This window comes from Nonomuraea sp. B1E8 (genome assembly GCF_039871515.1).
Classification (GTDB): domain Bacteria; phylum Actinomycetota; class Actinomycetes; order Streptosporangiales; family Streptosporangiaceae; genus Nonomuraea.
Genome location: NZ_JBDPLS010000008.1, coordinates 113,807 through 135,153, shown reverse-complemented (window position 1 = coordinate 135,153; position 21,347 = coordinate 113,807). Strand labels below are relative to the sequence as shown.

Genomic DNA, 21,347 nt, shown 5'->3' with positions numbered 1-21,347 from the left:
CTGCTCACACGGCACTTCGGAATGGGTACATGCAACCGGCAGAGATCCAGTAATTTTGGTCCACACTCGGGGAGGCACTGGGGCAGCAGGGCTTGAGACACGGCTCGCTTATGACTCAGCGAGCAAATGCTTAACTCTACAGGCTGACAAGGGCGTCCATATTCCCATCTGGCCTCCAGGCACCGAGCCAGTCATCGCCGACGGCCGCCGAGGCGTGGACGTTAAGGGCGTCGGTCGAATCCTCGCCGGCGACAGCGTTCGGCTTAGCGGAAACGCCGCCGACGAAGAGATGATTCCATCGACTGATGACGTTCGCCACTGCTCAACGATCCCAACCCGGCGGCAACTTATCGTTATCGGACAAGTTGTGCGTTAAGTGCAGATCTGCAGTCAGAGAAACACCTGCCGAAGCGCGTCCGCGAGGAACGGGCGCGCGCCCGCCGACGCCCTGACGATGCGACCGGTTCCGCGCCTGTACTCCCGCTCACCCTGAATTAGTGACCCATGTTTCATAGGCATTGAGCCTCGGGTGGATAGCAGAATCTCCGAGAGCCATTTCATCGAACGTCATCAGCGACTTCCCATCGTCCTTCAAGAAATTGGATGGAGCGTTGCGGGGATCATCACCCTTGTCCACCCCCTTGAGTGTGCCCCATGGATGAGTGGCCGCCGGAGGATTGCCAGGGCCGAACAACTCGTGCCGCAGCATGGCATCGGCCACGAGACCTTCGAGCAGGAACTTGGACCGCTCCTTCGCCATGTTGGCGTCGAACACGGCTTTGTTTCGGTTCACATTGGACTTGGCGGCATTCTCCAGCATGCTTGACCATGAGCCCAGGGTGCCGGCGATAATCGCCGCGACCGGCATCTGCGGGATGGCGAGCCCAGTGCCCACCGCTGCAAGGAGGATTCTCGCTTTTTGCTCCTCAGCCTCGTCCAGGTTCCTGCCTTGAGCGATAGTGGCCAGCCCACTAGCATCCGTGATCAGCCCGATACCGGCGCCGGCTTCCGCCGCGTTCGCCTTGAGAGCAGCGTTCCCCTTGCCTGTGGCAGCTTGCACAGCGCCGTAGTCGAGTATCTCTTTCGACCACGAGATCTGAGCTGCCATGATTCCCGCCAGAGCCTTCGGCTCGCGCTCGAACAAGTCCTTCATTACGAAGCGTAAGTCCTCTTTCAAGAACCTGGCACCCCACACCTGATCTGCTGTCGGAACATGTGGACGGTCCGGACCGTAGACCTTCCCCTTGAGGTCGGTTCTTGTAGCTTTCGCAGCATAACTGACATCATTCATATAGACCGACAAAATTCGTGCAACGGTGCCGGCGGTTGCGAAGGATGGACCTTCTGTGCCTTTCCGGACGCGCTCGGCCTCCCAGCGGATGAAATCCGAGGCGATCGCGGCCGAGGTGAATCCCGGCGACGGGTTCTGGGGGGAGCCGTCACGGTCGCGGTACGTGGTCGTCGCCGCCTCCAGCGCCTTGCCGAACGCCGCCCCGTCGTCGAACATCGGCCGTTCGGTGACGTAGCGCTTCATGATGCCGGGATCGCCGGCGAAGAAGTCCTGAGCCGCCTTGGGATGGCCGGCCAGCGCCCTCATGACCCCGATCATCGGATCGTGCGGATTCCCGGCCAACGCCGGGTCTTTCCAGGTCTTCCGGTCCAGGCCGTCCAGGGTCTTGGCCACCGCCACCAGAAAGTCCCGGTCGTACTTCCCGTACGGAAGCACCTCCGCGAGCGCGTGCTGATCCACCGGCACCCGCAGCCCGCGCAGCAGTTCCTTCCGCCAGGACGTGCTCAGCCGCGAGCTCGCCGCGCCGAGCGCCTTGCCCAGCGCCGCCTGCAGCCGTTGCTTCCGCTCATCCTTCTGGTACGTCAGCGCCGCCATGAGATGGCGGAACTTCTCCGTCCCGAGCGCGTACATCAGCGACGTGGCGAACCCCGCGTCACCCACCCGTTTCTCCAGCTCGGCGACGGTCTTCTCGTCCACTTCGCTGTTGCGGTCGAGCTTGCTCAGCTTGGCCGCCGCCGCGTACACGTCGGCGTCCCCGGAGGCGGCGGCGTACAGACCTTCGTCGAACGGTTTCATCCCACCGGCCCCCGCCGCGTCCCACTCCGGGTTCGCCGCCTGGATCGTCTCGTTGCGGCTGCGTAACTCCGGCCGTTTCGCGCCGATCCAGTTGCCCAGCTCGCGCAGCGCGTTCAGCCGCGAGGTGTCCAGATCGAGATCCTGCAACGTACGCCGGATCCTCGGCTCGTGCCTGCCGAGCGTGGTCTCCGCCTGGCCGAGGTCGCGCTCGAAGTCGTGCATCAGCTTCGGATCGATCCCCGCATACCCCCAGTCGGGCGGCTGCGCGACCGCGGGCGGGGTCAGGGAAGGAGGCGCCGGGGTCTCGTCCGCCCGGGCCGGAGGCTTCGCCTGTGGCTGCTCAGGCGACGGCTGCGGGATCGGCGACGGCGGGGTCGTCATCACAGCTCTCCGGCACGGTCGAGAACAACCGGATTATCCCCCAGCCTTGGGCTCTCTGTAAGCGGCGCATAACGGAACAGCATGGTCATCCCCGGCCTCAGACGCGCAGACGCCAGGATGTACGCAGAGCGGCACCCAAAAGGTTCACCGCCACACCTTCCCGACCACGGCCAGAAACCCGACGGGAGAGGCCGCTCGAGTCGGGTCGAGAGCCGCACGCGCACGCTCAACGACCTCCGCCGTCTCGACGCGGAATCTCGCATTCGGTACAGCACGTGATGGCAGAATGTGACCATGCGGCCACCCCGAGCGAGATACTTCAACACCACCGGCCCCTGCGGCCCCCAGCACCACTACATGCTGCCCCCCACGCAGCGGCTCCCGCAGGCACGGGATCTCATCGAGATGGACCGCTACTTCGTGCTGCACGCGCCCCGGCAGACCGGCAAGACCACCACGCTGGACACCCTGGCCACCGAATTGAGCGCCGAGGGCGACACCGCGGCCCTGCTGCTCTCCTGCGAGCGCGCCAAGGCGGCCGGCGACGACTACCCCGCCGCCGAGTCGCTGCTGCTGGATTCCCTCCGCGAGGCCGCCGAACGGACGGGATGGCCGGAGAACATGCTGCCGCCGGGTCCCCGGCCCCAGGTCACACCGGGCGCCCGGTTCGGCTCGGCGCTGAGCGAGTGGTGCCGCCGCTGCCCGCGCCGGGTGGTGCTGTTCCTCGACGAGATCGACGCCCTGCAGGGCACCAGCCTGGTCAGCATCCTCAGCCAGCTCCGTCACGGCCACAACGCGCGGCATGAGGGCCACCCGTTCCCCGCCTCCGTGGCGCTGTGCGGGCTGCGTGACCTGCGCGACTACAAGGTCGCCTCAGGCGGCGAGGCCGGCCGGTCCAACCCGGCGAGCCCGTTCAACATCGTCGCCGAGTCGCTGCGCCTGAGCGACTTCACCGCCGACCAGATCACCGAACTGTACGGCCAGCACACCCAGGCCACCGGCCAGGAGTTCACCAAGGACGCCGTCGACCGGGTCTTCGAACTCACGCAGGGACAACCCTGGCTGGTCAACGCCCTCGCCCACGAGATCACCATCAAGATGGGGGTGACCGGCGCCATCACCGCCGGGCAGGTGGAAGAGGCCAAGGAGCGGCTGATCAGAGCGCGAGCCACCCACCTGGACACTCTCGTGGCGCGGCTGCACGAGCCACGGGTCAAGCGAGTGATGGAACCCGTGGTGGCCGGAGCCTTCCCCGACGTCGACCCCACCTTCTCCGACGACCTGTCCTACGTCCGCGATCTGGGCCTGATCAAGCAGAAACCCCCGCTGGAGGTGGCCAACCCGATCTACCGGGAGGTCATCCTGCGGGTGCTGGGAGCCCCGTCGGAACAGTACGTGATGGCCGATCCGCGCAGCTTCGTCCTGCCGGACGGCCGGTTCGACCTGCCGCGCCTGCTGCGGGAGTTCGTCGTGTTCTGGCGCGAACACGGCGAAGTGCTCATCCAGCAGGAGGGCTACCACGAAGCCGCCTGCCAGATCATCCTCATGGCCTTCCTGCACCGCCTGGTCAACGGCGGCGGCCCCCTCGACCGCGAATACGCCGCCGGCACCAAACGCCTCGACGTCCTGATCCGCTGGCCCCACACCGGCCCCGAAGGCGAACGGCAGACGCAGCGGGAGGCGATGGAGCTCAAGGTCTGGCGGGCGGGCAGGGACGACCCGTTGCGCGAAGGTCTCGATCAGCTCGACCGGTATCTCGACCGGCTCAGCCTCCCCACCGGCGTCCTGGTGATCTTCGACCGGCGCCCCGAGGCCCCACCCTGGAAAGAACGCGGCGGCTTCGAGCAGGCGACCACACCGTCCGGCCGCCATGTCACCGTCCTACGTGTATGACCGTAGGTTTCGTGAACGGCTCAGCCGTACCCTGGTGATCCACTACTCACCCCCGGGAGGCCCCTCGTGCCGCAGCTCGCCTTCGCCAGCACCTTCTGGGAGAGCTACGACGCCCTGAATAAGGACGTCAAGGCGGGGGTGCGCAAGGTGATGCAGCGATTCCAGGAGCTCACCGTCGACCAGCTCCACGGCTAGAAGGGCGTGCACCTCGAATCGGTCGCGCAGGCTAAGTGGTTTCGCCCGTAAATCCTTCGGGGGTTATGCGGCGGCCCCTAGGCGGAGATCACCAGGCAAGGCCCGCTACGCCGCCGCCTACTGCGCTCGGCCCATCGAGTCCGGCCACATGCTCGGGCAGGTCGAAGGCGAGATCAGTGCCTTCGACCTGCTGGCGGGTGGCGGGCCGATCATGCGTCAGCCGATGGCGATGACGGTCCAGCCCGTGCCGACCTGGTAGCGGCTGCCTAGGCGGCCGTTGCCCTTGCCGGGATAGACCCAGAGGTTGCCCTTGGTGTCGATGGCGACCAGGTCGGCCTCGCCGTCACCGCTCAGGTCCATGGCTGTGACCTTGTAGTTGCTCCAGCCGGTGCCGGATTGGGTGCGGTTGGCAAGGGTGACACCGCTCTGGCTGGTGTTGGCATAGAACCAGAGCTCGCCTGATCTGTCGATGGCCATGATGTCGGCGCGGTCGTCGCTGTTGAAATCGGCGGGGAAGATGCGGTAGTTGGTCCAGCCGCCGGAGCCGATCCGCTTCCTGGTGCCCCCGTCGGGGTAGTACCACAGCTCGCCGGTGCGGTTCTTGATGCTGAACAGGTCGGCGTGCGGGGTGCTGTCGGCGTTGCCGGCGGCGAGGACGTAATCGCCCCAGCCGGTGCCGATCTTCTTCCTGCTGCTATAGGACGGACGCCCGTTCTGGTTGGGGTACATCCACAGGACGCCGTCGGAGCCGTACATGACGACGTCGGCCAGGCCGTCGGCATCCCAGTCGGTGACGACCCAGGTCAGGGAACCCCACCCGGTGCCGATCTTGACCCGGTTGCTGACGCTGACCGTGTTCAGTCCCGAGCCGCCCTGGTTCGGATACAGCCACAGGTCGCCGTTTCTGTCGGTGATGACGACGTCGTTACGGCCGTCGCCGTCGATGTCGTGATCGTTCGGCTCGGGCGTCAGCGAGAGGCCATTCCACGTCTGGACGGTGGAGAGCATGCCGTCGAAGTACCCGTTGAACCTTGTGGAGCCGATCTTGTGCGCGCCTACACGCAGCGCGCCGGTGGCTTTCCACTTCTTGGTGTGGCGGACGCTGGCGACATTCCGTCCGTTGACCCAGAGGATCACAGTGCCGGTGGAGGCCTTGTACGTCACGGTGACCTGTGACCAGACACCTGCCGGAGCGCTGCCCGGGGGTGCGGAGACGGTGTCCCAGACGGGACCGGCCACGTCGGATCGGCTCATGGCGAAGTGCCAGGATCCGGCTTCGACCCAGAGCTTGAAGCCGGCGGTGTTGACGCCGTCTTGGGACAGCACCGTGCCAGTGTCGGGGACGACTGAGGCGGCCGAGGCGTCGGGGGCGGGTTTGGCCCTGACGCTGAGGCTGAAGTCGGCGTCCGTGGCGACGGCGGGGCCGTCGGCCGCGAGGGATCCGGTGCCGCCGTCGAGTTCGACGGCCGGGCTGAAGGAGTCGCCGGTCTTCCACTTCACGCCGGCGGTGGCGGTCAGCGGGAGGCCGGTTCCGGTGAAGGCGCTGTCGGCGCCGGCGGTGACGGCGGTGCCCGACGTGGCGGTGGCGGGCATGTCGGCCAGGGTCCACGTGTGGTCCGCCGTGCTGGTGGTGATGGCGTTGACCCAGGTCGCGAGATCGTCGGTGCGGGCGGCGGTGAGGGCGCTGCCGCTCCCGTCGGTGCCGGGGCATCCGGCCTGGCCCGCCTGACTGAGCACGGCGGCGAGCTTGCCGCCGTCGAGGACGGGCGCGCCGGCCATCCCGCTGCACACGAGCGGGCCGGCTTCGGCGGTCAGCGCCGTGGCGGTGGCGGCGGTGAAGGTGACCTGCGCGCTGTCCTGCTGGTCGGTGGTCCAGTCGGTGGCCGTCATGCCGGCGCGGCTGTAGCCGACGGCGGACAGCTCGACACCTGTGGGAGCGGCGGTGGCCAGCGGGATCGGGGTGATCCCTTCGGCCTGGGCGGCCAGCCGGGCGAGGACCACGTCGCGGCCTGGACGGGGGCTCAGCCAGTCGACCTTGGTGACGGCCTTTCCTGGGAACACGACATGGGTCTCGCCGGCCGGCGGGCCCTCGGCCAGCTGGGGCTGGTTCGGATCGGTGGCCAGACAGCTTGCGGCACCGAGCGCCCAGCGCGGCGCGACCAGCGTCACGGTGCACTCGCGGCCGGCGGCGGCGAGCCTGCCGACCGCCGCCTGCTCGCCGGTGACCGGCGCCGGGCCGGTTCCGGTACGCAGTTGCAGCAGCATGGTCGGTGACGCGTTCGGGTCCGCGCCCAGGCCCACCTGCGTGCTGCCGTCCGGATCCACCTCGACGGTGAGTTCTTCGCCGTCGTCGCTGCGCAGCTCCGCGGTCACCTCGTGACCGGCGCCCTCGCTCTGGCCGTCGCCGCGGATCTCGTACACGCCAGGAACTTCGAGGTTCAGCACGCCGGAGGATGCCTTCACCTGGAAGCAGAGCCGGCCGATTCCGTCAGAGCCGATGGCCTCGTCGGTGGTCCAGACCTTCAGCAGGCCGATGTCACCCTGCGCCGGCGTGGCACAGTCGGCCAGCACGATGTGGCCGTCGCCGGAGATCAGCCTGACGTTCTGAGCCTCTAAGATCTCCGCCGCACCCGGGTAAGGGTGGAGGCCGCTGTCCACCAGAGAGGGAACCGAGATCGCGGATGCGCCGGCCGGTGCCGGCCCGACGGCTACCGACAAAGACGCTGCCATCGCCGCGGCGACCCCAAGCGCCGCCCAGCGTGGTGGTGAGTTCATTATCACAAACCTCCGGTGTTTCCTGTCGCAAATCGTGGAGCGAGGTTCGAAGCGCGGACCGCATCCACCGTCCGCGAAGCGCGTCAAAGGACTGGGGCGAGCGCCGCTTTCGAGCGGACGACTGTAGATCACGTGACCGCCAGTTGACGCGGGCGATCGATACGGCTGTGCAGGGGACACAAGGTGGTCCACACCCTTTTCCCGTATCGATCGCCGGCACCGAATCCCGCGGTTTTTAGAGCGCCTGGTTCAGGCGGCCAGGGCAACGACGCGCTCTCCTGCCGGACTGGCGATCGGAGCGCATTCGGACTCCTTGCTGATCACCCGCTCCTCCACCATCGTGATCAGATCGATGACGATGATCTTGGTGACGTTGGAGTTATGCACGAGCGTTCTGCATTCGTGTCTCAGCCAGACGCTGTCCGCGCGCACGTCTCTGCCGAGAACCACCCTGACCTCGCCGGAGGCGCGCCGGGCATAGGCAAGGGAGACCTGGTCCCAGGCGTCGTCAATCGCTTCGGCGATCACGCCTTCCTTCTTGTCCCATTGCGGCTGCGGGATTCCCCGGCGCGTCATGATTCCTTCAAGCGTGGTGCCGCCCATTCTCGGCGCAAGGTCCTGGGCCACCTCTCCGGCGTTCACGTACTCGCCAGAATCATTTTCGGTGCGGCCGGACCAGAAGAAGGCCGTGCTCCTGGCGGTGGAGTAGTCGCCGGCAAGCATTATCCGAATGTCCGCCAGGACGACACGTTGCTTCTGCAGACGCATGGCCTTTTGAATGTCCGAGGCTGCGTGCGCGCTTGTCCTGGCAGTTGTGTAAGCGTTCTTGATGAGCCGGAAGCCGGCGCTGAGCAGCTTGCCTATCCCGGCGATCACCAGCGATTCGAGCGCAATCGTGCCAAGGTTGAGCAGCGTCTTGGCCAGCGATTGATCGCCATTGATCAGGCGATAGACTTCGAGGCCCACCTCGCCGATGGTGAGCGCGCCGCCGCAGATCCCCGTCACCGCGCAGCCGGCAAAGACGGTCGTCCCGTACCAGGCGAAACTGGGGGCCAGTGCTCCGGTGACCATCTCGTAGACGAAGATGAGGCTCTGCATCCCTTCGAACGAAGGGTCCAGGGTGGAGTTGATGCAGTTCTGGTAGAGCTGGCTGTCCTGCGGATAGAGGTCACAGAAGCCGGAGTTGATGTATGCCAGCTTGGGCAGATCCTCCGGATTCACGTACATTTCCGCGCAGTTTTGAGCCCACTCAGGATTGTCGAGTACGTGGTCCCACTCGGGGGCGTCCTCGCGGGTGTAGTCGTTGACGCACTTCATCATTTCCGTGCCGAAGGCGAACTCATAGTCCTCGTAAGCCGCCTTCGCCGCTGCGGCGGCGGCCTCCGCGTCCTTACCGGCGTGGAGGGCTGCCTGGTAGGCGGTGCGTGCGGCACGGGTGGCCTCGTTCGCAGCGGCGACGGCATTCTGGTGGGAAGCGATCGCCCAGCCTGCCGATCGGATGGCGCTGCGCGCCGAGGCTGTGGCGCGGGTGGCCGCCTCGCGGGCGGTCTTGACCGAGTCCGCGGCCTTTTCCGCCGAGGCCACAGCTTGGCTGGCATACTTGTCGGCCTGCTGGGCGTACCCGGCGGCGCGCTTCGCCGATTCCAGCGCCTGCTGCGCGTAGGACGCGGCCTTTGTGGCGTCGTTGCGGGCGCGTGCGGCCACGCTCTGCGCTTCCAGCGCATTCTCCGTGGCCGTCTCGGCGACCTCGCTGATTCTCTTGAGCAGGCCGCCGACCACAGCGAGGTGGATCGCGCTCTCGTGATCCCGCTCGGCTGCGGTGTAGTGGCCGGTGGTGAGGAACTTCCGCAGACCCGGAGGGGGTCCCTCCAGGGCGATCTGCGCTGCCGCCTTCGCCTCCGGCCCGCTGTCCGGGCTGGCCAGGATCTGGTTGACCCGCACCCGGTCGTCGATGGCCGCCGCGGTGTGCTGGCCGGTGTCGAGGAAGTCCCGGAGCGCCTGCGGAGTGTCGGTGTCGAGCGCCTGCTGTGCCCGTTCCGCCAGCACGACGTCACCGTCCGCGTCGGCCGCGGAAAGGATCTGGTTGACCTTCAGCCGGTCTGCGGCGTAGCGGCCGGAATAGTTCTGCGTACGCAGGAAGGTGGCGACCGTCTGGTCGTCGCCGGCCAGCGCTTCTTCGGCCGCCGCGGCGAGTGCGGGGTTCTCGCTCACCGCCAACCTCGTGACCGCGACGCGGTTGTCCTGAGCCGCGGCGTCGGCGATGCCGGTGCGTACGAACCGCAGCGCGAAATCGTCAGAGCCGCCCAGCGCCGTCAGCGCCGCCTGCTTGGTCCAGGCGCCCTGGCCGCCGGCCAGGTTGAGCGCCACCTTGCGGGCCGCCGTCACCGCGGCGGCCCGCTCGGTGCCCGGGTCCAGCACCACGGCGATCAGCCTGTTGGTCTCGGCATCGCGCTTGGCGGCCTGGTCGACGTCCCAGTCCGCGACGCGCTGCTGGCCCTCGTACTCGGCGTTCGCTGCGCGGGCGGTCTCGAGCCCTTCCTCCTTGGCCACCGCCAGGCGCTCTTCGTCGGCGGTGCGCGCCGCCTCGTACACCTCGGCTGCCTGATTCGCGGTGGCCACCGCCTCCTGCGCGGCCACGATGGCGGCGTTGGCGTGCTCGGTGGCCCGATTCGCCGCGTCCGCCGCCTCACCGGCGTGCTCCGCGGCGTCGAAGGCCGCTTCTGCCGCGGCCTCGGCATTGGCTGCCGCCCGGTTGGCGGCGTCTCGCGCCTTGAACGCGGCCTGAATGGCCACCGCGAGATACTTCTCGGCCGTCCGTGCCGCCCGGACGGCCCGCTCGGCGTTGGCCCGCGCCTTCGCCGCCGCGGCGACCGCCTCCTGAGCCGCGGCGCCGGCCGCGTTGGCATACCGGACCGCCTCGTCATTGGCGATCGCCGCCTCAAGAGCGTGCTCGGCCGCGGCCTTGGCGGAGTCGATGGCCTTCTGGCCGTTCTGTATCGCCCTGCCTGCCGCTTCCGCCCGGGAGGCGAAGTCTCTTGTCTCCTTGGCGACCGCGCGGGCTTCCTCTGCCGCCTGCCGGGCGACATCCGCCCTGCCGGCGTCCACGGACGCCTCGGCAGCCGCCCGATACGCCGCGGCGGCTTTCTGGTTGGCCCTCGACGCCATCTGTGCGGCCCGCGCCGCCGCGTTGGCGGCGGCGCGCGCCGCCCGGTTCGCCGCCGCCGCGGCCTGAACGGCCACCTGCGCCGCCGCCGCGGCCTTCTGGGCCGCGGCGGCGGCCCGCTTGGCCTGCGTCTTCGCCTCAGCCATGTTGTTGCGCGCAGCCGCGGTCGCGGCGGCTGCCTCCGCCGCGGACCGGCGCGCCGCGGCGGCGGCATCCCTGGCGCGGTCGGCCTCGCTGGTGGCGTTGGCGGTCTCCTGCGCCGCTACCTCGCCGGCCGCCTCCGCCTGGCCGAGCAGGTCTTCCATCGTCGCGGTCTCCTCGTCACGCGCCGACGCCACCGCCCAGCCGTAGACGAGGAACGCCTCCAGCGCTTCTGGCGTATCCGCGTCCAGCGCCTTCTGGGCAGCGGCGCGCACGTGCGGGCCACCGGTCTTGACGGCCTGGTTCACCCGTAACCGCTGGTCGGTGTTCCACTGCGTCTGCCAGCCGTTGTCCAGGAACTCCCGCATCGCCTCCGCGTCACCGGAGTCCAGTACGACCTGCGCCGCCTTCTCGACCTCGGGCCCGCCCGCGCTCATCAGCTGGTTCACCGACACCCGCGCGTCGATGTCCGCCGGGCCCTGCCATCCGCTCGCCAGGAACGTGCTGATCGCGCTCTCATCACCTGCCGCGTCGGCGTCCAGGGCTGCCTGAGCCTTCGCCCGCAGAGCGGGACCGCCGTTGCTGATGATGCTCGCGAGGCTGTCCCGCTCGTCGAGACGCTGAGCCTTGCTCCATCCTTCGGCCAGAAACTCGCTGACCTGCTCGTCCGAGCCCAGCACCGCCGCCTCAGCTGCCGCCCGGACCTGCGGCCCGCCCTCTTGCCAGGCCGCCACCACGTGGGAGCGTTCAGAGGCCACCGGCACCTCGGCATATGCCGGCATCGCCCGCAGGAACGTGCCCAGCAGAGCCAGGACCACCAATACCGCGATCATCGCCTGACGACGAACCACACCAGGACGTCCTGGTCCATTCATGACCGGCGTCCACGCACGCACATTACGCCGCACCACGGCCTCCGTCACCGCTCGGGATTTCGCACAACGAAAGCGCTGAAAGGGCGAAATCGACCACTGTCCATTCAGCACCGCGGAGTATCACACGAGGCTGGAATGCCAGGCAAGCTCATACGTTCACATAGCGGATCGCGCCGAGGCGGTAATGGCCGTGAAGTCGAAGTCGGCGAGTTCACCGATAAGGGCGTGATAGCGTGCGTCGGAGTTCTCCGCGAACCGACCGCGCCCCGCGGAGTCACAGCGCGTGAACGACGAGTGCCCCGGAGTCGCGGAAGGCCCCGGCGCAGGAACGCGACCTCACAATGGTGCGGCACCGAGAAACGTTGACGGCATCGGCTGCCACAGCTTCTTGACCAGGCACACGAGCCGATATACCGCAAACATACCGGGCTTCTCTAGGCTCGTTTCGCGCCTGTCCCGACTGACCAGGGCGTTTTCGTTCTCGCTTCATGACCTTGCGGCTGGAGAACAATGCTCAACACGGATTCACTTCCCTCGCGCGATCGCGGTCGATCGCGAAGGGAATCGTTGGCGAACAGGCTTGGTCTTGAGCCTTCCGTCCGGGCTGGAAGAATCGGCCTGTCACTCCCCGCGGGCCTGCCGTTCGACGCGTGGGAAAGAATCGGTGACCAGCTGGGGGTGATCGGCGACTCCTCCGCGTGGTGGCTGGGAGATTGGCTGGTCTTCGGTGAAAAAAGTTTTCCTGACCGGTACCGGCTGGCCATCTCCCAGACCAATCTGGCCTACAAGACGCTGCGCAACTACGCATGGGTTGCCCGGAATGTTCCGATGTCCCGTCGACGGGACACGCTGAGCCTGCAGCACCATGCTCAGGTCGCCGCCCTTTCCGGGGACGAACAGGAGCGGTGGCTGGCGCGGGCAGAGGAGGAAGGCTGGCCGCAGAGCAGACTGCGTAAGGAGATCCAGGCGAGCCGGGTCCGCACTTCCGATCCCCGACCCATCAAAGTCACCGTCACCGTCCACATCTCCTGCGAGCGGGAACAGAGGTGGAAGGCGGCCGCCGAGGTCGCGTCCGTGCCCTTGCCCGAGTGGATCGCGCACACTCTGGACCAGGCGGTAGGCCATGTCGACGACGAATGGTGATCCCGCGTCCTCGCGGTGAGGACCTCTTCTATCACGACATCGCCGCAATCCTGACCGACGTTCTCGGCACTCCTCCGGCCGAAAGGCGTGTAGTCAGCAGGAACGATCACGTTCCGCGTGTGGTCGCTGCTCGGCGAACCTGGCTGGGCCGTCAGCGCAACCGGGCCGCCAGCCCGTCGAGAACGACGCCGAGCTGCCGCTCGAACCTCTGATCCCCGTCGTCGCGCAGATGTCCGGCGGCCTTGACTAGATCGGCGCCTTCACCCAGCCACGCGTCGCGCTCGGCGAGTGAGTAGCGGTCCGGGTCGTCGCCGGCGGGCCGGTTGCGCTCCTGCTCCTCGATCACGAAGCCGACCACGAACGCGGTGATCAGGTCGACGGCGTCGTCCGCCTCGGCCAGTGAGAACCCGGCCGCGGTCAAGCGCCCGAGCCAGGGCTCCTTCTCCTTCACCACCTCGGGCTCGGAGAAGCGGGTGCCGCTGAAGATGCGCGCTCCGTCCCGGTGCTTCAGGTATTCCGAGCGCAGGACGCGCGCGTAGGCGGCCATGGCGTCACGCCAGCCGGCACCCGGATCGATCTCCGAGAGGGCATGGATCACGCGGCGCATGACGAACGTGCTCATCTCGTCGAGCAGTTCCTGCTTGTTGCGGACGTGCCAGTACAGCGCGGGGGCTCCCACGCCGAGCCGGGACGCGAGCGCACGGACGGTGAGAGCGTCCATGCCCTTGTCGTTGAGCAATTCGAGTGCCGCCGCCACGATCCGCTCTCGCGTGATGCCTTTCGCCACGGTTGACAGCTTAACAAAGTTCAGGCACGGTGGGTGATGCCAGAATTGAACTTAGTTCAGGAGCGTGTCATGCGTGCCGCAGTCGTGAACACCCCAGAATCGACACCCGTCTGCGCGGACTTCCCCGACCCGGAACCACAGCCGGGCCGGGCGCCGCTGAGACTCGTGGGCGCGGGTCTGCACCACGTCGTCCGCGGGATGGCCTCCGGCCGCCACTACCGCAGCGGCAAGGCGTTCCCCCTGGTTCCGGGCGTGGACGCCGTGGCCAGGACCGAGGACGGGCGGCTGGTCTACACGGGCCTCGCCCGGTCGCCGTGGGGAACGATGGCCGAATCGATGGTCACCCCGTTCGAGGTGGACGTGCCCGCCGGGGCCGACCCGCTCGCGGTCGCCGCCGGCATGAACCCCGCCTCGGCGGGCTGGATGCCGCTGGTCGCCCACCGCAAGGAGGCGGGCGAGCTCGGCACCGTGCTGGTGCTCGGGGCGACCGGCATGTCGGGCGGCCTGGCCGTGCGGGCGGCGCTGGCTCTCGGCGCGAAGCAGGTCATCACGGCCGGACGCGATCGCGAGGCGCTGGAACGGCTGCGCGACTTCGGTGCCGTCACCGTCCCGCTCGCGAACCCGGCACCCGAGGCCGGGGCGAGCGCCCTCGCCACCGCAGTCGCCGAGGCGCAGCCCGCACTCATCCTCGACTTCGTGTGGGGCCCCGTAGCCGAGGCCGCCTTCGCCGCACTGGGCAGCACCCGCCCTGACGACGGCATCGAGGCGACCTCCTACGTGCAGATCGGCTCGCTCGCCGGAACCGAGGCGGCGCTGCCCGCGGCACTCCTGCGCAGCCGGCGGATCCGGATCACCGGCAGCGGACTGGGCTCGGTCTCCAAGGCCGAAATGATCACCGAGTTCCCCGAGATGATCGCCCGGTTCGCCGACGGCACCTTCGACGCGCCGTACACCACTTACCCGCTCAGCCGCGTCGGCGAGGCCTGGGCGCACCAAGGGCGCACCCGCGCCGTCGTCGTCCCCGGCTGACCACGCCGCACCCACCGGAGAAGGGACACCACAGCATGCCGAAACGCGCATTGGTCGTCGGGCTCGGAATCGCCGGCATGTCCGCGGCGATCGGGCTACGGCGGGCCGGATGGCAGCCGGTCATCGTCGAACGGGCCCAGGAACGCCGCAGGGGCGGCTACTTCGTCGGCCTCATGCCCGAAGGCAGGCAGGCCGCCGCCGACCTCGGCATCCGCGACCACCTGCACACTCGCAACCCACCCGGCGGCGGGAAGGCGTGGGCGCTGAACCGGCGCGGGACCCTTGAGCCGGGCCTGGGATTCCTGCAGCAGCCGGGCAACCCCGCGGCGGTGATCCGCGGGGACATCGAAAGCGCGCTCTGGGAGGGCACCCGCGGGGACGGCACGAGCGAGCCCATCGCCGTGCGGTTCGCCACGAGACCCGTCGAGATCGACGACACCGGCACCGGCGTGCGCGTACTGCTCGAAGACGCCGGCACCGGCGCGTGGCACCGCGAGAGCTTCGACCTGGTCGTCGGCGCCGACGGCATGCGGTCGAGCGTGCGCCGCATGGTCTTCGGCCCGCACGAGGACTACATGACCGGGTGGAACGCGATCATCTGCGCGTTCCAGCTCAAGGAACAAGTGCCGTCGTTCGAGGAGGCGGACAGCCTCATCAGCGCCCGCGCGGGCCGTGGGGCGTGGGTGTTCGGGTTCGCCGACCGGCCCCCGACCGCCCTGCTGACCTACCGGACCGAGGACGTCGAAGGAGAGTTCGCCGGATCCAGGATCGAGCGGCTGCGCGCCGCGTTCTCCGACATGGACGACCCTGTGGTGCGGCACGCCTTGAACTCCCTGGAAGAGACGCCGGATTTCCTGTTCGACTCTGTGCACCAGGTGAAGATGCCCCAGTGGAGCAGAGGAAGGGTGGTGCTCGTGGGCGATGCGGCGTGGTGCCTGAACCTCTACTCGGGGATGGGCGCCACCTTCGCCCTCCGAGGTGGCGCCGAGCTCGGCCGGGAGTTGCGGGAGAACCCCGGCGACCTCGACGCCGCGCTGACCGCCTGGGAGTCGCGGCTGCGCCCGTCCGTCGTCAGGCATCAGCACCTCGCCCGGGTGAAGAAGCAGTTGTTCGTGCCGTCGAACCGTCCCGCCGAAGCCGTCCGCTCGGTGGTCGTGCGCCTGGCGTGCGCCTTGCGGGAGCGCCAACTGGCGAAGCCCCGGGCGGCGGAGGAAAGGGCAGCGTTACGGTGACCGGGATCGGTTATACGGGCGGCCGGGTCGGGACGCCGGACAGCGGAGGCGGGGCATCGCCGTGTGGTCCGCTTCTGTCCTTCACGACATGATGGCTTCAAGAACTTCGCGTAGCGAAGTGACACCGTCAGAAGCAAGGAAGTGGCCGGCTCCGGGAACCACCTCCGCGGGGCTTCCGAGCAACCTGGCAAGACGGTCGGTGTGGCCAGGTGGGACGTACGGGTCGGCGTCTGACCGAATAACCGTGATTCGACCGATATGGTCGCTAAGTCTCTCCACGTCACAACCGTCAGCGACGAAGGAGTTCAGCTCCGGGAGCGCCGGTAGCTGGTCGACGAACCCGGCGACCAGCACCAGGGTGCCAAGGTGCCAGCCATCTGGAAGTGAGCAAAGATGGCGGAGCACGGTCAGACAGCCAAGGCTGTGCGCGACGATTGCCGAGTTCGCGTGGGGGATTCCCACGTCGGCGCGTACGGCTTCCGCCCACTGCGCCGGGTCTGGGCTCTGTGAGTTCGGAAGCGCCGGGATCGTGGTCGGGATGCCGTTCGCTTCGAGTTGCTCAGCGAGCCAGCCGAACCAGTGATCCTCGGGGGATGCGCCGTAACCGTGGATGATCGAGGCACGCCGCTGGGTTGTTCCAGGTGTCATGCCACAGGACGGTACGGGTTCACGTCAGCGTGAAGGTCAAGCCGGTGCGGAGGAGTCGACAGTGCTGATCAGCGAACTGGCCGAGCTGACCGGCGCGAGCGCGCGAGCGCTACGCCACTACGAGGACCGGGGTCTCCTGGCCCCGGCACGCAACGGCAGCGGGTACCGGGACTACTCCGAAGCCGATGTCCGGCGCGTGGCCCAGATCAGGATGATGATCTCCGCTGGTTTGAGCACCTCGGCCATCCAGCGGTACCTCGATTGCGCTCGCACCGGCGATCACGGCACATACCTTGAGATGTGCCCAGAGCTGCGCGCCGAGCTGGATGCCCTGGCCAGACGCCTCGATGCCAGACAAGCCGAACTTCGCGAGACGCGGCGACGATTGAGTGCACTCGCATCAGCCGGCTGAGACTCGTCAACAACGCCATGACCGGCAACAGCGAGCAGGACACGCGTGGCGTGTTCTCACGCCACCTCGGCCGAGGTCAGGGTAGGCGGCGCCCGCCCGGTCAACGACCTCGGCGGCTTCGACGCGACATCACTGCCGACACAGCGAGCAGTGACAGTATGTATCTATGCGCGCACCCCGAGCGAGATACTTCAACACCACCGGTCCCTGCGGCCCTCAGCACCACTACATGGTGCCTCCCGCGGAGCGGCTCCCGCAGGCGCGGGTGCTCATCGAGATGGACCGCTACTTCGTGCTGCACGCGCCCCGGCAGACCGGGAAGACGACCGCGCTGGGCGCCCTGGCGTCCGAGCTGACCGCCGAGGGCGACGCCGCGGCCCTGCTGGTCTCCTGCGAGCGCGCCAAGGCGGCCGGCGACGACTACCCCGCCGCGGAGGACATTCTGCTGAAGTCCCTCCGCCAAGCCGCCGAACGAACGGGATGGCCGGAGAACCTGCTGCCGCCGGATCCCTGGCCGCAGGCTCCTCCGGGCACCCGGTTCGGCTCGGCGCTGAGCGAGTGGTGCCGCCGCAGCCCGCGCCGGGTGGTGTTGTTCCTCGACGAGATCGACGCCCTGCAGGGCAACAGCCTGGTCAGCATCCTCAGCCAGCTCCGCCACGGCCACAACGCCCGGCATGAGGGCCACCCGTTCCCCGCCTCCGTGGCGCTGTGCGGGCTGCGTGACCTGCGCGACTACAAGGTCGCCTCAGGCGGCGAGCCCGGCCGGTCCAACCCGGCGAGCCCGTTCAACATCGTCGCCAAATCGCTGCGCCTGGGCGACTTCACCGCCGACCAGATCGCCGAGCTGTACGGCCAGCACACCCAGGCCACCGGCCAGGAGTTCACCAAGGACGCCGTCGACCGGGTCTTCGAACTCACCCAGGGACAACCCTGGCTGGTCAACGCCCTCGCCGATGAAATGATCTCTGAGATGGGGGTGACCGGCGCCATCACCACAGGCCAGGTGGAAAACGCCAAGGAGCGGCTGATCAGAGCACGCGCCACCCACCTGGACGCCCTCGTGGCGCGCCTGTACGAACCACGGGTGGAACGAGTGATCGAACCGATCGTGGCGGGAACGTGGCCGGGCACGGACACGTCTTTCGACGATGACGTCTCCTACGTTCACGATCTTGGCCTCATCCGAGGGCCCAGGGACCTGGAGATCGCCAATCCGATCTACCGTGAGGTCCTGCTGCGGGTCCTGGGCGATCGTACGGAGCGTTTCGTCAAGGCCGACCCGCGCAGCTTCGTCCTGCCGGACGGCAGGTTCGACCTGCCACGCCTGCTGCAGGAGTTCGTCGTGTTCTGGCGCGAGCACGGCGAGGTCCTCATCCAGCAGGAGGGCTACCACGAAGCCGCCTGCCAGATCATCCTCATGGCCTTCCTCCACCGCCTCGTCAACGGCGGCGGCCACCTCGACCGCGAATACGCCGCCGGCACCAAACGCCTCGACGTCCTGGTCCGCTGGCCCTACCCGGGTCCGGACGGCGAACGACGGATGCAACGGGAGGCCATGGAGCTGAAGGTCTGGCGCGCCGGCAAGGACGACCCGCTGCCCGACGGCCTCGCCCAGCTCGACGGGTATCTCGACCGGCTCAGCCTCACCACCGGCGTGCTGGTGATCTTCGACCGGCGCCCCGAGGCTCCTCCGTGGCAGGAACGAGGCACGTTCGAGCAGGCCGTCACACCATCCGGCCGCCACGTCACCGTTCTACGCGCGTGACCGTTTCGCCAGGATCCGAGAGGCTGACTAGCTCTGTTTGAGGCGCTGCGCTTCCTTGCGGACCTCGGCCTGGATGGAGCGCTCGTGCTCCAGCCACGCCGGGTTCTCCGCCTTGATCGCGTCGATCTCGGCGGTGGTGAGCGGCTCGGTGATCCCGGCTCTGGCCAGGCCGGAGATGGAGACCCCGAGCTTCGCGGCGACGACCTGCTTGGGATGCGGGCCGTTGCGGCGCAGATCGGCGAGCCAGGCGGGCGGAGCCGCTTGCATCGCGTTCAGCTCGCTCCTGGAGACGACGCCGTCCTGGAACTCGGCGGGTGTGGCCGAGAGGAGGATGCCCAGCTTCTTGGCCGCGGTCGCGGGCTTCATCGTCTGGGTCGTCTTGGGTCTGGGCGAGGTCATGGAGTCCAGGGTAGTCAGTAAACCGCGGTCCTCTGACGTCGCTACCCTGGCGGAGTGACTCACGAGGAGACCGGCGACGTCTTTCGCCTGGCGTACGCGCCCGGGGTGACGCCCGCGAAATGGGCCGGCATCTGGGCCGAGAGGCTTCCCGGCGTGCCGCTCAGCCTGGTCTCGGTTCCCGCCGCGGACGTGGTGGAGCTGCTGCGCGGCGGAGGCGCCGACGCCGGGTTCGTCCGGCTGCCGGTCGAGCGGGACGGGCTCAGCGTGATTCCCCTCTACGTGGAGACCACGGTGGTCGTGGTGCCGAAGGACCACGCGGTGACCGCGGCCGACGAGGTGACCGTCGCCGATCTGGTGGACGATGAGGTGTTCCACCCGCTGGACGACGTTCTCGAGTGGACGGCCCGTCCTGGACTGCCCGCGTTCGAACGCCCGCCCACGACGGCCGACGCGATCCGGCTCGTCGCCGCCGGGACGGGGCTGGTCCTGGTCCCCCAGTCGCTGGCGCGGCTGCACCACCGTAAGGACCTCACCTACCGGCCGGTGACGGACGCGCCGCAGTCGCAGGTGGCGCTGGCCTGGCCCACGGACCGGACGACCGATCTGGTGGAGGACTTCATCGGCATCGTACGCGGCCGCACGGCGAACAGCTCGCGCGGCCGTGCCCCCGCGACACCATCGGAGAAGTCAGCCCAGAAGTCGTCGCAGCGACAGGCTCGCAAACCCCAGGGCGGATCCGGCCGCAGGTCGGCACCGTCCGGTCGCGGAAGGAGCGGTAAGGGCGGTAAGGGCCGCCGGTCCCGCTGACCTGGAGCGCCGAACCGGTGCGGCAGACGGATCAACATCACCGAACCCCGGGCCGTCCTGCGGTCGACCGCGCCCACCCATCGGGCGTCGGAGACCGCTCCCCGCCGCTACCCGCCGCGCCGCGCGTGGTCCGTCATCGATCGAACGATCTCCTCTAACCGCCGGGCTTCATCCGGATCGGCATCGAGCCCGATGGGCTTGCCCCTCTTGTACGCGGTGAGCCGTTCGGCGGGGGGATCGTCGATGAGCGCGGCGATCGGAGGCACGGCTTCGGCCGCGGGCTGGGCGAGCAGCGCGGACGCCGTGCGGACGATGCCTCGTAACGGCTGCCTGAAGGGCCGGTGGAGGCCGGTCGCCACGAAGACCGGGTTGTAGAGCACGTACCGTGTCCGCTCCGAGGCGTAGGCGGCGCCCAGGAGCGCGCTGGCCCTCGCGCCCTGCATGATGGCGGTCAAAGGGCGATAGTTGGTGGTCAGTTGGAGATCGTCCCAATGGATCCGGCCAGGGCCGGTCCCGCACAGATTGACGATCACCGGCCTGTCGGCCCGTTCCAGCGAGGCGCGCAGGGCCACGGCCAGGAGCCGGCGGCTGAGCACGTAGAGGGCGAAGGTCGCCTCGAAACCCTCCTCGGTCTCGATCCTCCTCGGGTGGTATCTGAAGGCGCCGAGCACCAGAGCGTCGATCACCGGGTGTTCCGCGCTGACCCGTTCGGCCAGGTCACGGGTCTGCTCAAGCGAACTGAGGTCGGCGTCGCGGCTGCCCACAGCGATCACCCGGTCGCCCCGCTCGTCGTAGTGGCGGGCGAGGGCCCGGCCGATGCCATGGGTTCCACCAGTGATCAGGATCGTCCGGGACATAAGTTGAGACACTCCTCAAGTTGAATATGGCCTCAACTTAGCTAAGCTGGCGGGCATGCGCAAGGACGCCGTTCACAACCGCGCGCGACTCCTGGAGGCGGCCCAGCGGTTGTTCGCCGACCGAGGGCTTGACGTGCCGCTCGAAGAGATCGCCCGGACGGCAGGGGTGAGCATCGGGACGCTCTACAACCGCTTCGCCACCCGGGAGGACCTCGTGGAGGCGGTCTTCGAGGACCGGGCGGCCACGGTCGCCGCAATCGCCGAACAGGCCCTGATCGCGGATGACCCCTGGGAGGGCTTCGTCGCGTTCCTCACCGGCGTCTGCGAGTTGCAGGCGGCCGACCTCGGTTACAACGACCTCGCCGCACGAAGCGGCAAGGGAATCGAGCCGATGGTGCGCATCATCGAACGAGCTCAGGAATCCGGGGCTCTGCGCGGTGACGTGACGCTCGCCGACATGACCTTCGTGATCTGGGGCGTGGCGGCGACCGTGCGGGCCACCTTCAGGACCGCGCCGGGAGCCTGGCGGCGGCACCTCGCCCTGACCCTCGACGGCCTGCGCTCGACCGCGGCCCACGAGCTACCCGTTCCCCCGATGTCGATCTCCCAGGCGCGGGCCGCGATGAACGAGTGCCGCAGGCCCACACCTCCAGCAGAGTAGGGACGCCCGTTCCTTGAGCTTGAGCGGGTGTGGTCCGGACAGGCGCCGACGGTCTCGACGCGAAACCTCGCCATCGGAACAGCGCGAGATGACAGAAT

The 21,347-nt window shown here is 68.4% G+C and carries 17 protein-coding genes; 9 read left to right on the top strand and 8 right to left on the bottom strand.

Translation table 11 applies throughout. From position 1 onward, the window contains the following. Positions 1 to 136: 136 nt before the first annotated feature. Positions 137 to 319, bottom strand: coding sequence for a hypothetical protein (locus ABGA98_RS25910; protein WP_347621005.1), 183 nt, complete (start codon positions 317 to 319; stop codon positions 137 to 139). 165 nt (positions 320 to 484) lie between these two features. After that, complete coding sequence (locus tag ABGA98_RS25905) at positions 485 to 2,467, bottom strand: DUF6571 family protein (RefSeq protein ID WP_347621004.1); 1,983 nt, start codon at positions 2,465 to 2,467, stop codon at positions 485 to 487. Positions 2,468 to 2,761: 294 nt separating this feature from the next. Here ABGA98_RS25905 and ABGA98_RS25900 point away from each other — a divergent pair, with 294 nt between their 5' ends. Together ABGA98_RS25900 and ABGA98_RS25895 are read left to right on the top strand one after the other, a co-directional pair. Further along, positions 2,762 to 4,360: an ATP-binding protein gene (locus ABGA98_RS25900; RefSeq protein WP_347621003.1), complete on the top strand. Its 1,599-nt coding sequence runs from the start codon at positions 2,762 to 2,764 to the stop codon at positions 4,358 to 4,360. 66 nt (positions 4,361 to 4,426) lie between these two features. Then, the gene (locus ABGA98_RS25895) at positions 4,427 to 4,555 is read left to right on the top strand and encodes a hypothetical protein (protein WP_347621002.1); all 129 of its coding nucleotides are present in this window, start codon (positions 4,427 to 4,429) and stop codon (positions 4,553 to 4,555) included. A 216-nt stretch (positions 4,556 to 4,771) separates the two neighbouring features. Here ABGA98_RS25895 and ABGA98_RS25890 read toward each other — a convergent pair whose 3' ends face one another. Together ABGA98_RS25890 and ABGA98_RS25885 are read right to left on the bottom strand one after the other, a co-directional pair. Further along, positions 4,772 to 7,213 (bottom strand): FG-GAP-like repeat-containing protein, encoded by a 2,442-nt coding sequence (locus ABGA98_RS25890; protein WP_347621001.1) that lies wholly within the window; start codon positions 7,211 to 7,213, stop codon positions 4,772 to 4,774. 366 nt (positions 7,214 to 7,579) lie between these two features. Continuing rightward, on the bottom strand, positions 7,580 to 11,485 hold the full coding sequence (locus ABGA98_RS25885) for an ALF repeat-containing protein (RefSeq protein ID WP_347621000.1): 3,906 nt from the start codon (positions 11,483 to 11,485) through the stop codon (positions 7,580 to 7,582). Positions 11,486 to 12,076: 591 nt separating this feature from the next. Here ABGA98_RS25885 and ABGA98_RS25880 point away from each other — a divergent pair. Then, positions 12,077 to 12,652 carry an LmbU family transcriptional regulator gene (locus tag ABGA98_RS25880; RefSeq protein ID WP_347620999.1) on the top strand — a complete coding sequence of 192 codons (576 nt, stop codon included), beginning with the start codon at positions 12,077 to 12,079 and terminating at the stop codon, positions 12,650 to 12,652. Between the two features lie 151 nt (positions 12,653 to 12,803). Here the strand turns inward: ABGA98_RS25880 and ABGA98_RS25875 are convergent, their stop codons facing one another. Beyond that, positions 12,804 to 13,439, bottom strand: coding sequence for a TetR/AcrR family transcriptional regulator C-terminal domain-containing protein (locus ABGA98_RS25875; RefSeq protein ID WP_347620998.1), 636 nt, complete (start codon positions 13,437 to 13,439; stop codon positions 12,804 to 12,806). A 69-nt stretch (positions 13,440 to 13,508) separates the two neighbouring features. Here ABGA98_RS25875 and ABGA98_RS25870 point away from each other — a divergent pair, with 69 nt between their 5' ends. After that, positions 13,509 to 14,468, top strand: coding sequence for a zinc-binding alcohol dehydrogenase family protein (locus ABGA98_RS25870; RefSeq protein WP_347620997.1), 960 nt, complete (start codon positions 13,509 to 13,511; stop codon positions 14,466 to 14,468). A 35-nt stretch (positions 14,469 to 14,503) separates the two neighbouring features. Continuing rightward, positions 14,504 to 15,700 (top strand): FAD-dependent monooxygenase, encoded by a 1,197-nt coding sequence (locus ABGA98_RS25865; RefSeq protein ID WP_347620996.1) that lies wholly within the window; start codon positions 14,504 to 14,506, stop codon positions 15,698 to 15,700. An 81-nt stretch (positions 15,701 to 15,781) separates the two neighbouring features. On the opposite strand, the gene ABGA98_RS25860 is transcribed toward ABGA98_RS25865, so the two are convergent. Continuing rightward, positions 15,782 to 16,348: an alpha/beta hydrolase gene (locus ABGA98_RS25860; protein WP_347620995.1), complete on the bottom strand. Its 567-nt coding sequence runs from the start codon at positions 16,346 to 16,348 to the stop codon at positions 15,782 to 15,784. Positions 16,349 to 16,409: 61 nt separating this feature from the next. Between ABGA98_RS25860 and ABGA98_RS25855 the strand changes: the two genes are divergently transcribed. Together ABGA98_RS25855 and ABGA98_RS25850 are read left to right on the top strand one after the other, a co-directional pair. Then, positions 16,410 to 16,760 carry a MerR family transcriptional regulator gene (locus ABGA98_RS25855; RefSeq protein ID WP_347620994.1) on the top strand — a complete coding sequence of 117 codons (351 nt, stop codon included), beginning with the start codon at positions 16,410 to 16,412 and terminating at the stop codon, positions 16,758 to 16,760. A 166-nt stretch (positions 16,761 to 16,926) separates the two neighbouring features. Continuing rightward, positions 16,927 to 18,525, top strand: a complete 1,599-nt coding sequence (locus tag ABGA98_RS25850; RefSeq protein WP_347620993.1) for an AAA family ATPase — start codon at positions 16,927 to 16,929, stop codon at positions 18,523 to 18,525. Between the two features lie 27 nt (positions 18,526 to 18,552). Here the strand turns inward: ABGA98_RS25850 and ABGA98_RS25845 are convergent, their stop codons facing one another. Next, a complete protein-coding gene (locus ABGA98_RS25845; RefSeq protein ID WP_347620992.1) occupies positions 18,553 to 18,924 on the bottom strand; it encodes a DUF5997 family protein in 372 nt (123 codons plus the stop codon). 54 nt (positions 18,925 to 18,978) lie between these two features. Here ABGA98_RS25845 and ABGA98_RS25840 point away from each other — a divergent pair, with 54 nt between their 5' ends. Beyond that, positions 18,979 to 19,731 carry a LysR family substrate-binding domain-containing protein gene (locus tag ABGA98_RS25840; RefSeq protein ID WP_347620991.1) on the top strand — a complete coding sequence of 251 codons (753 nt, stop codon included), beginning with the start codon at positions 18,979 to 18,981 and terminating at the stop codon, positions 19,729 to 19,731. A gap of 107 nt (positions 19,732 to 19,838) precedes the next feature. Here ABGA98_RS25840 and ABGA98_RS25835 read toward each other — a convergent pair whose 3' ends face one another. Beyond that, positions 19,839 to 20,588, bottom strand: a complete 750-nt coding sequence (locus tag ABGA98_RS25835; RefSeq protein WP_347620990.1) for an SDR family NAD(P)-dependent oxidoreductase — start codon at positions 20,586 to 20,588, stop codon at positions 19,839 to 19,841. Positions 20,589 to 20,643: 55 nt separating this feature from the next. On the opposite strand from ABGA98_RS25835, the gene ABGA98_RS25830 reads away from it, so the two are divergent. After that, positions 20,644 to 21,249: a helix-turn-helix domain-containing protein gene (locus tag ABGA98_RS25830; RefSeq protein ID WP_347620989.1), complete on the top strand. Its 606-nt coding sequence runs from the start codon at positions 20,644 to 20,646 to the stop codon at positions 21,247 to 21,249. Positions 21,250 to 21,347 lie beyond the last annotated feature (98 nt).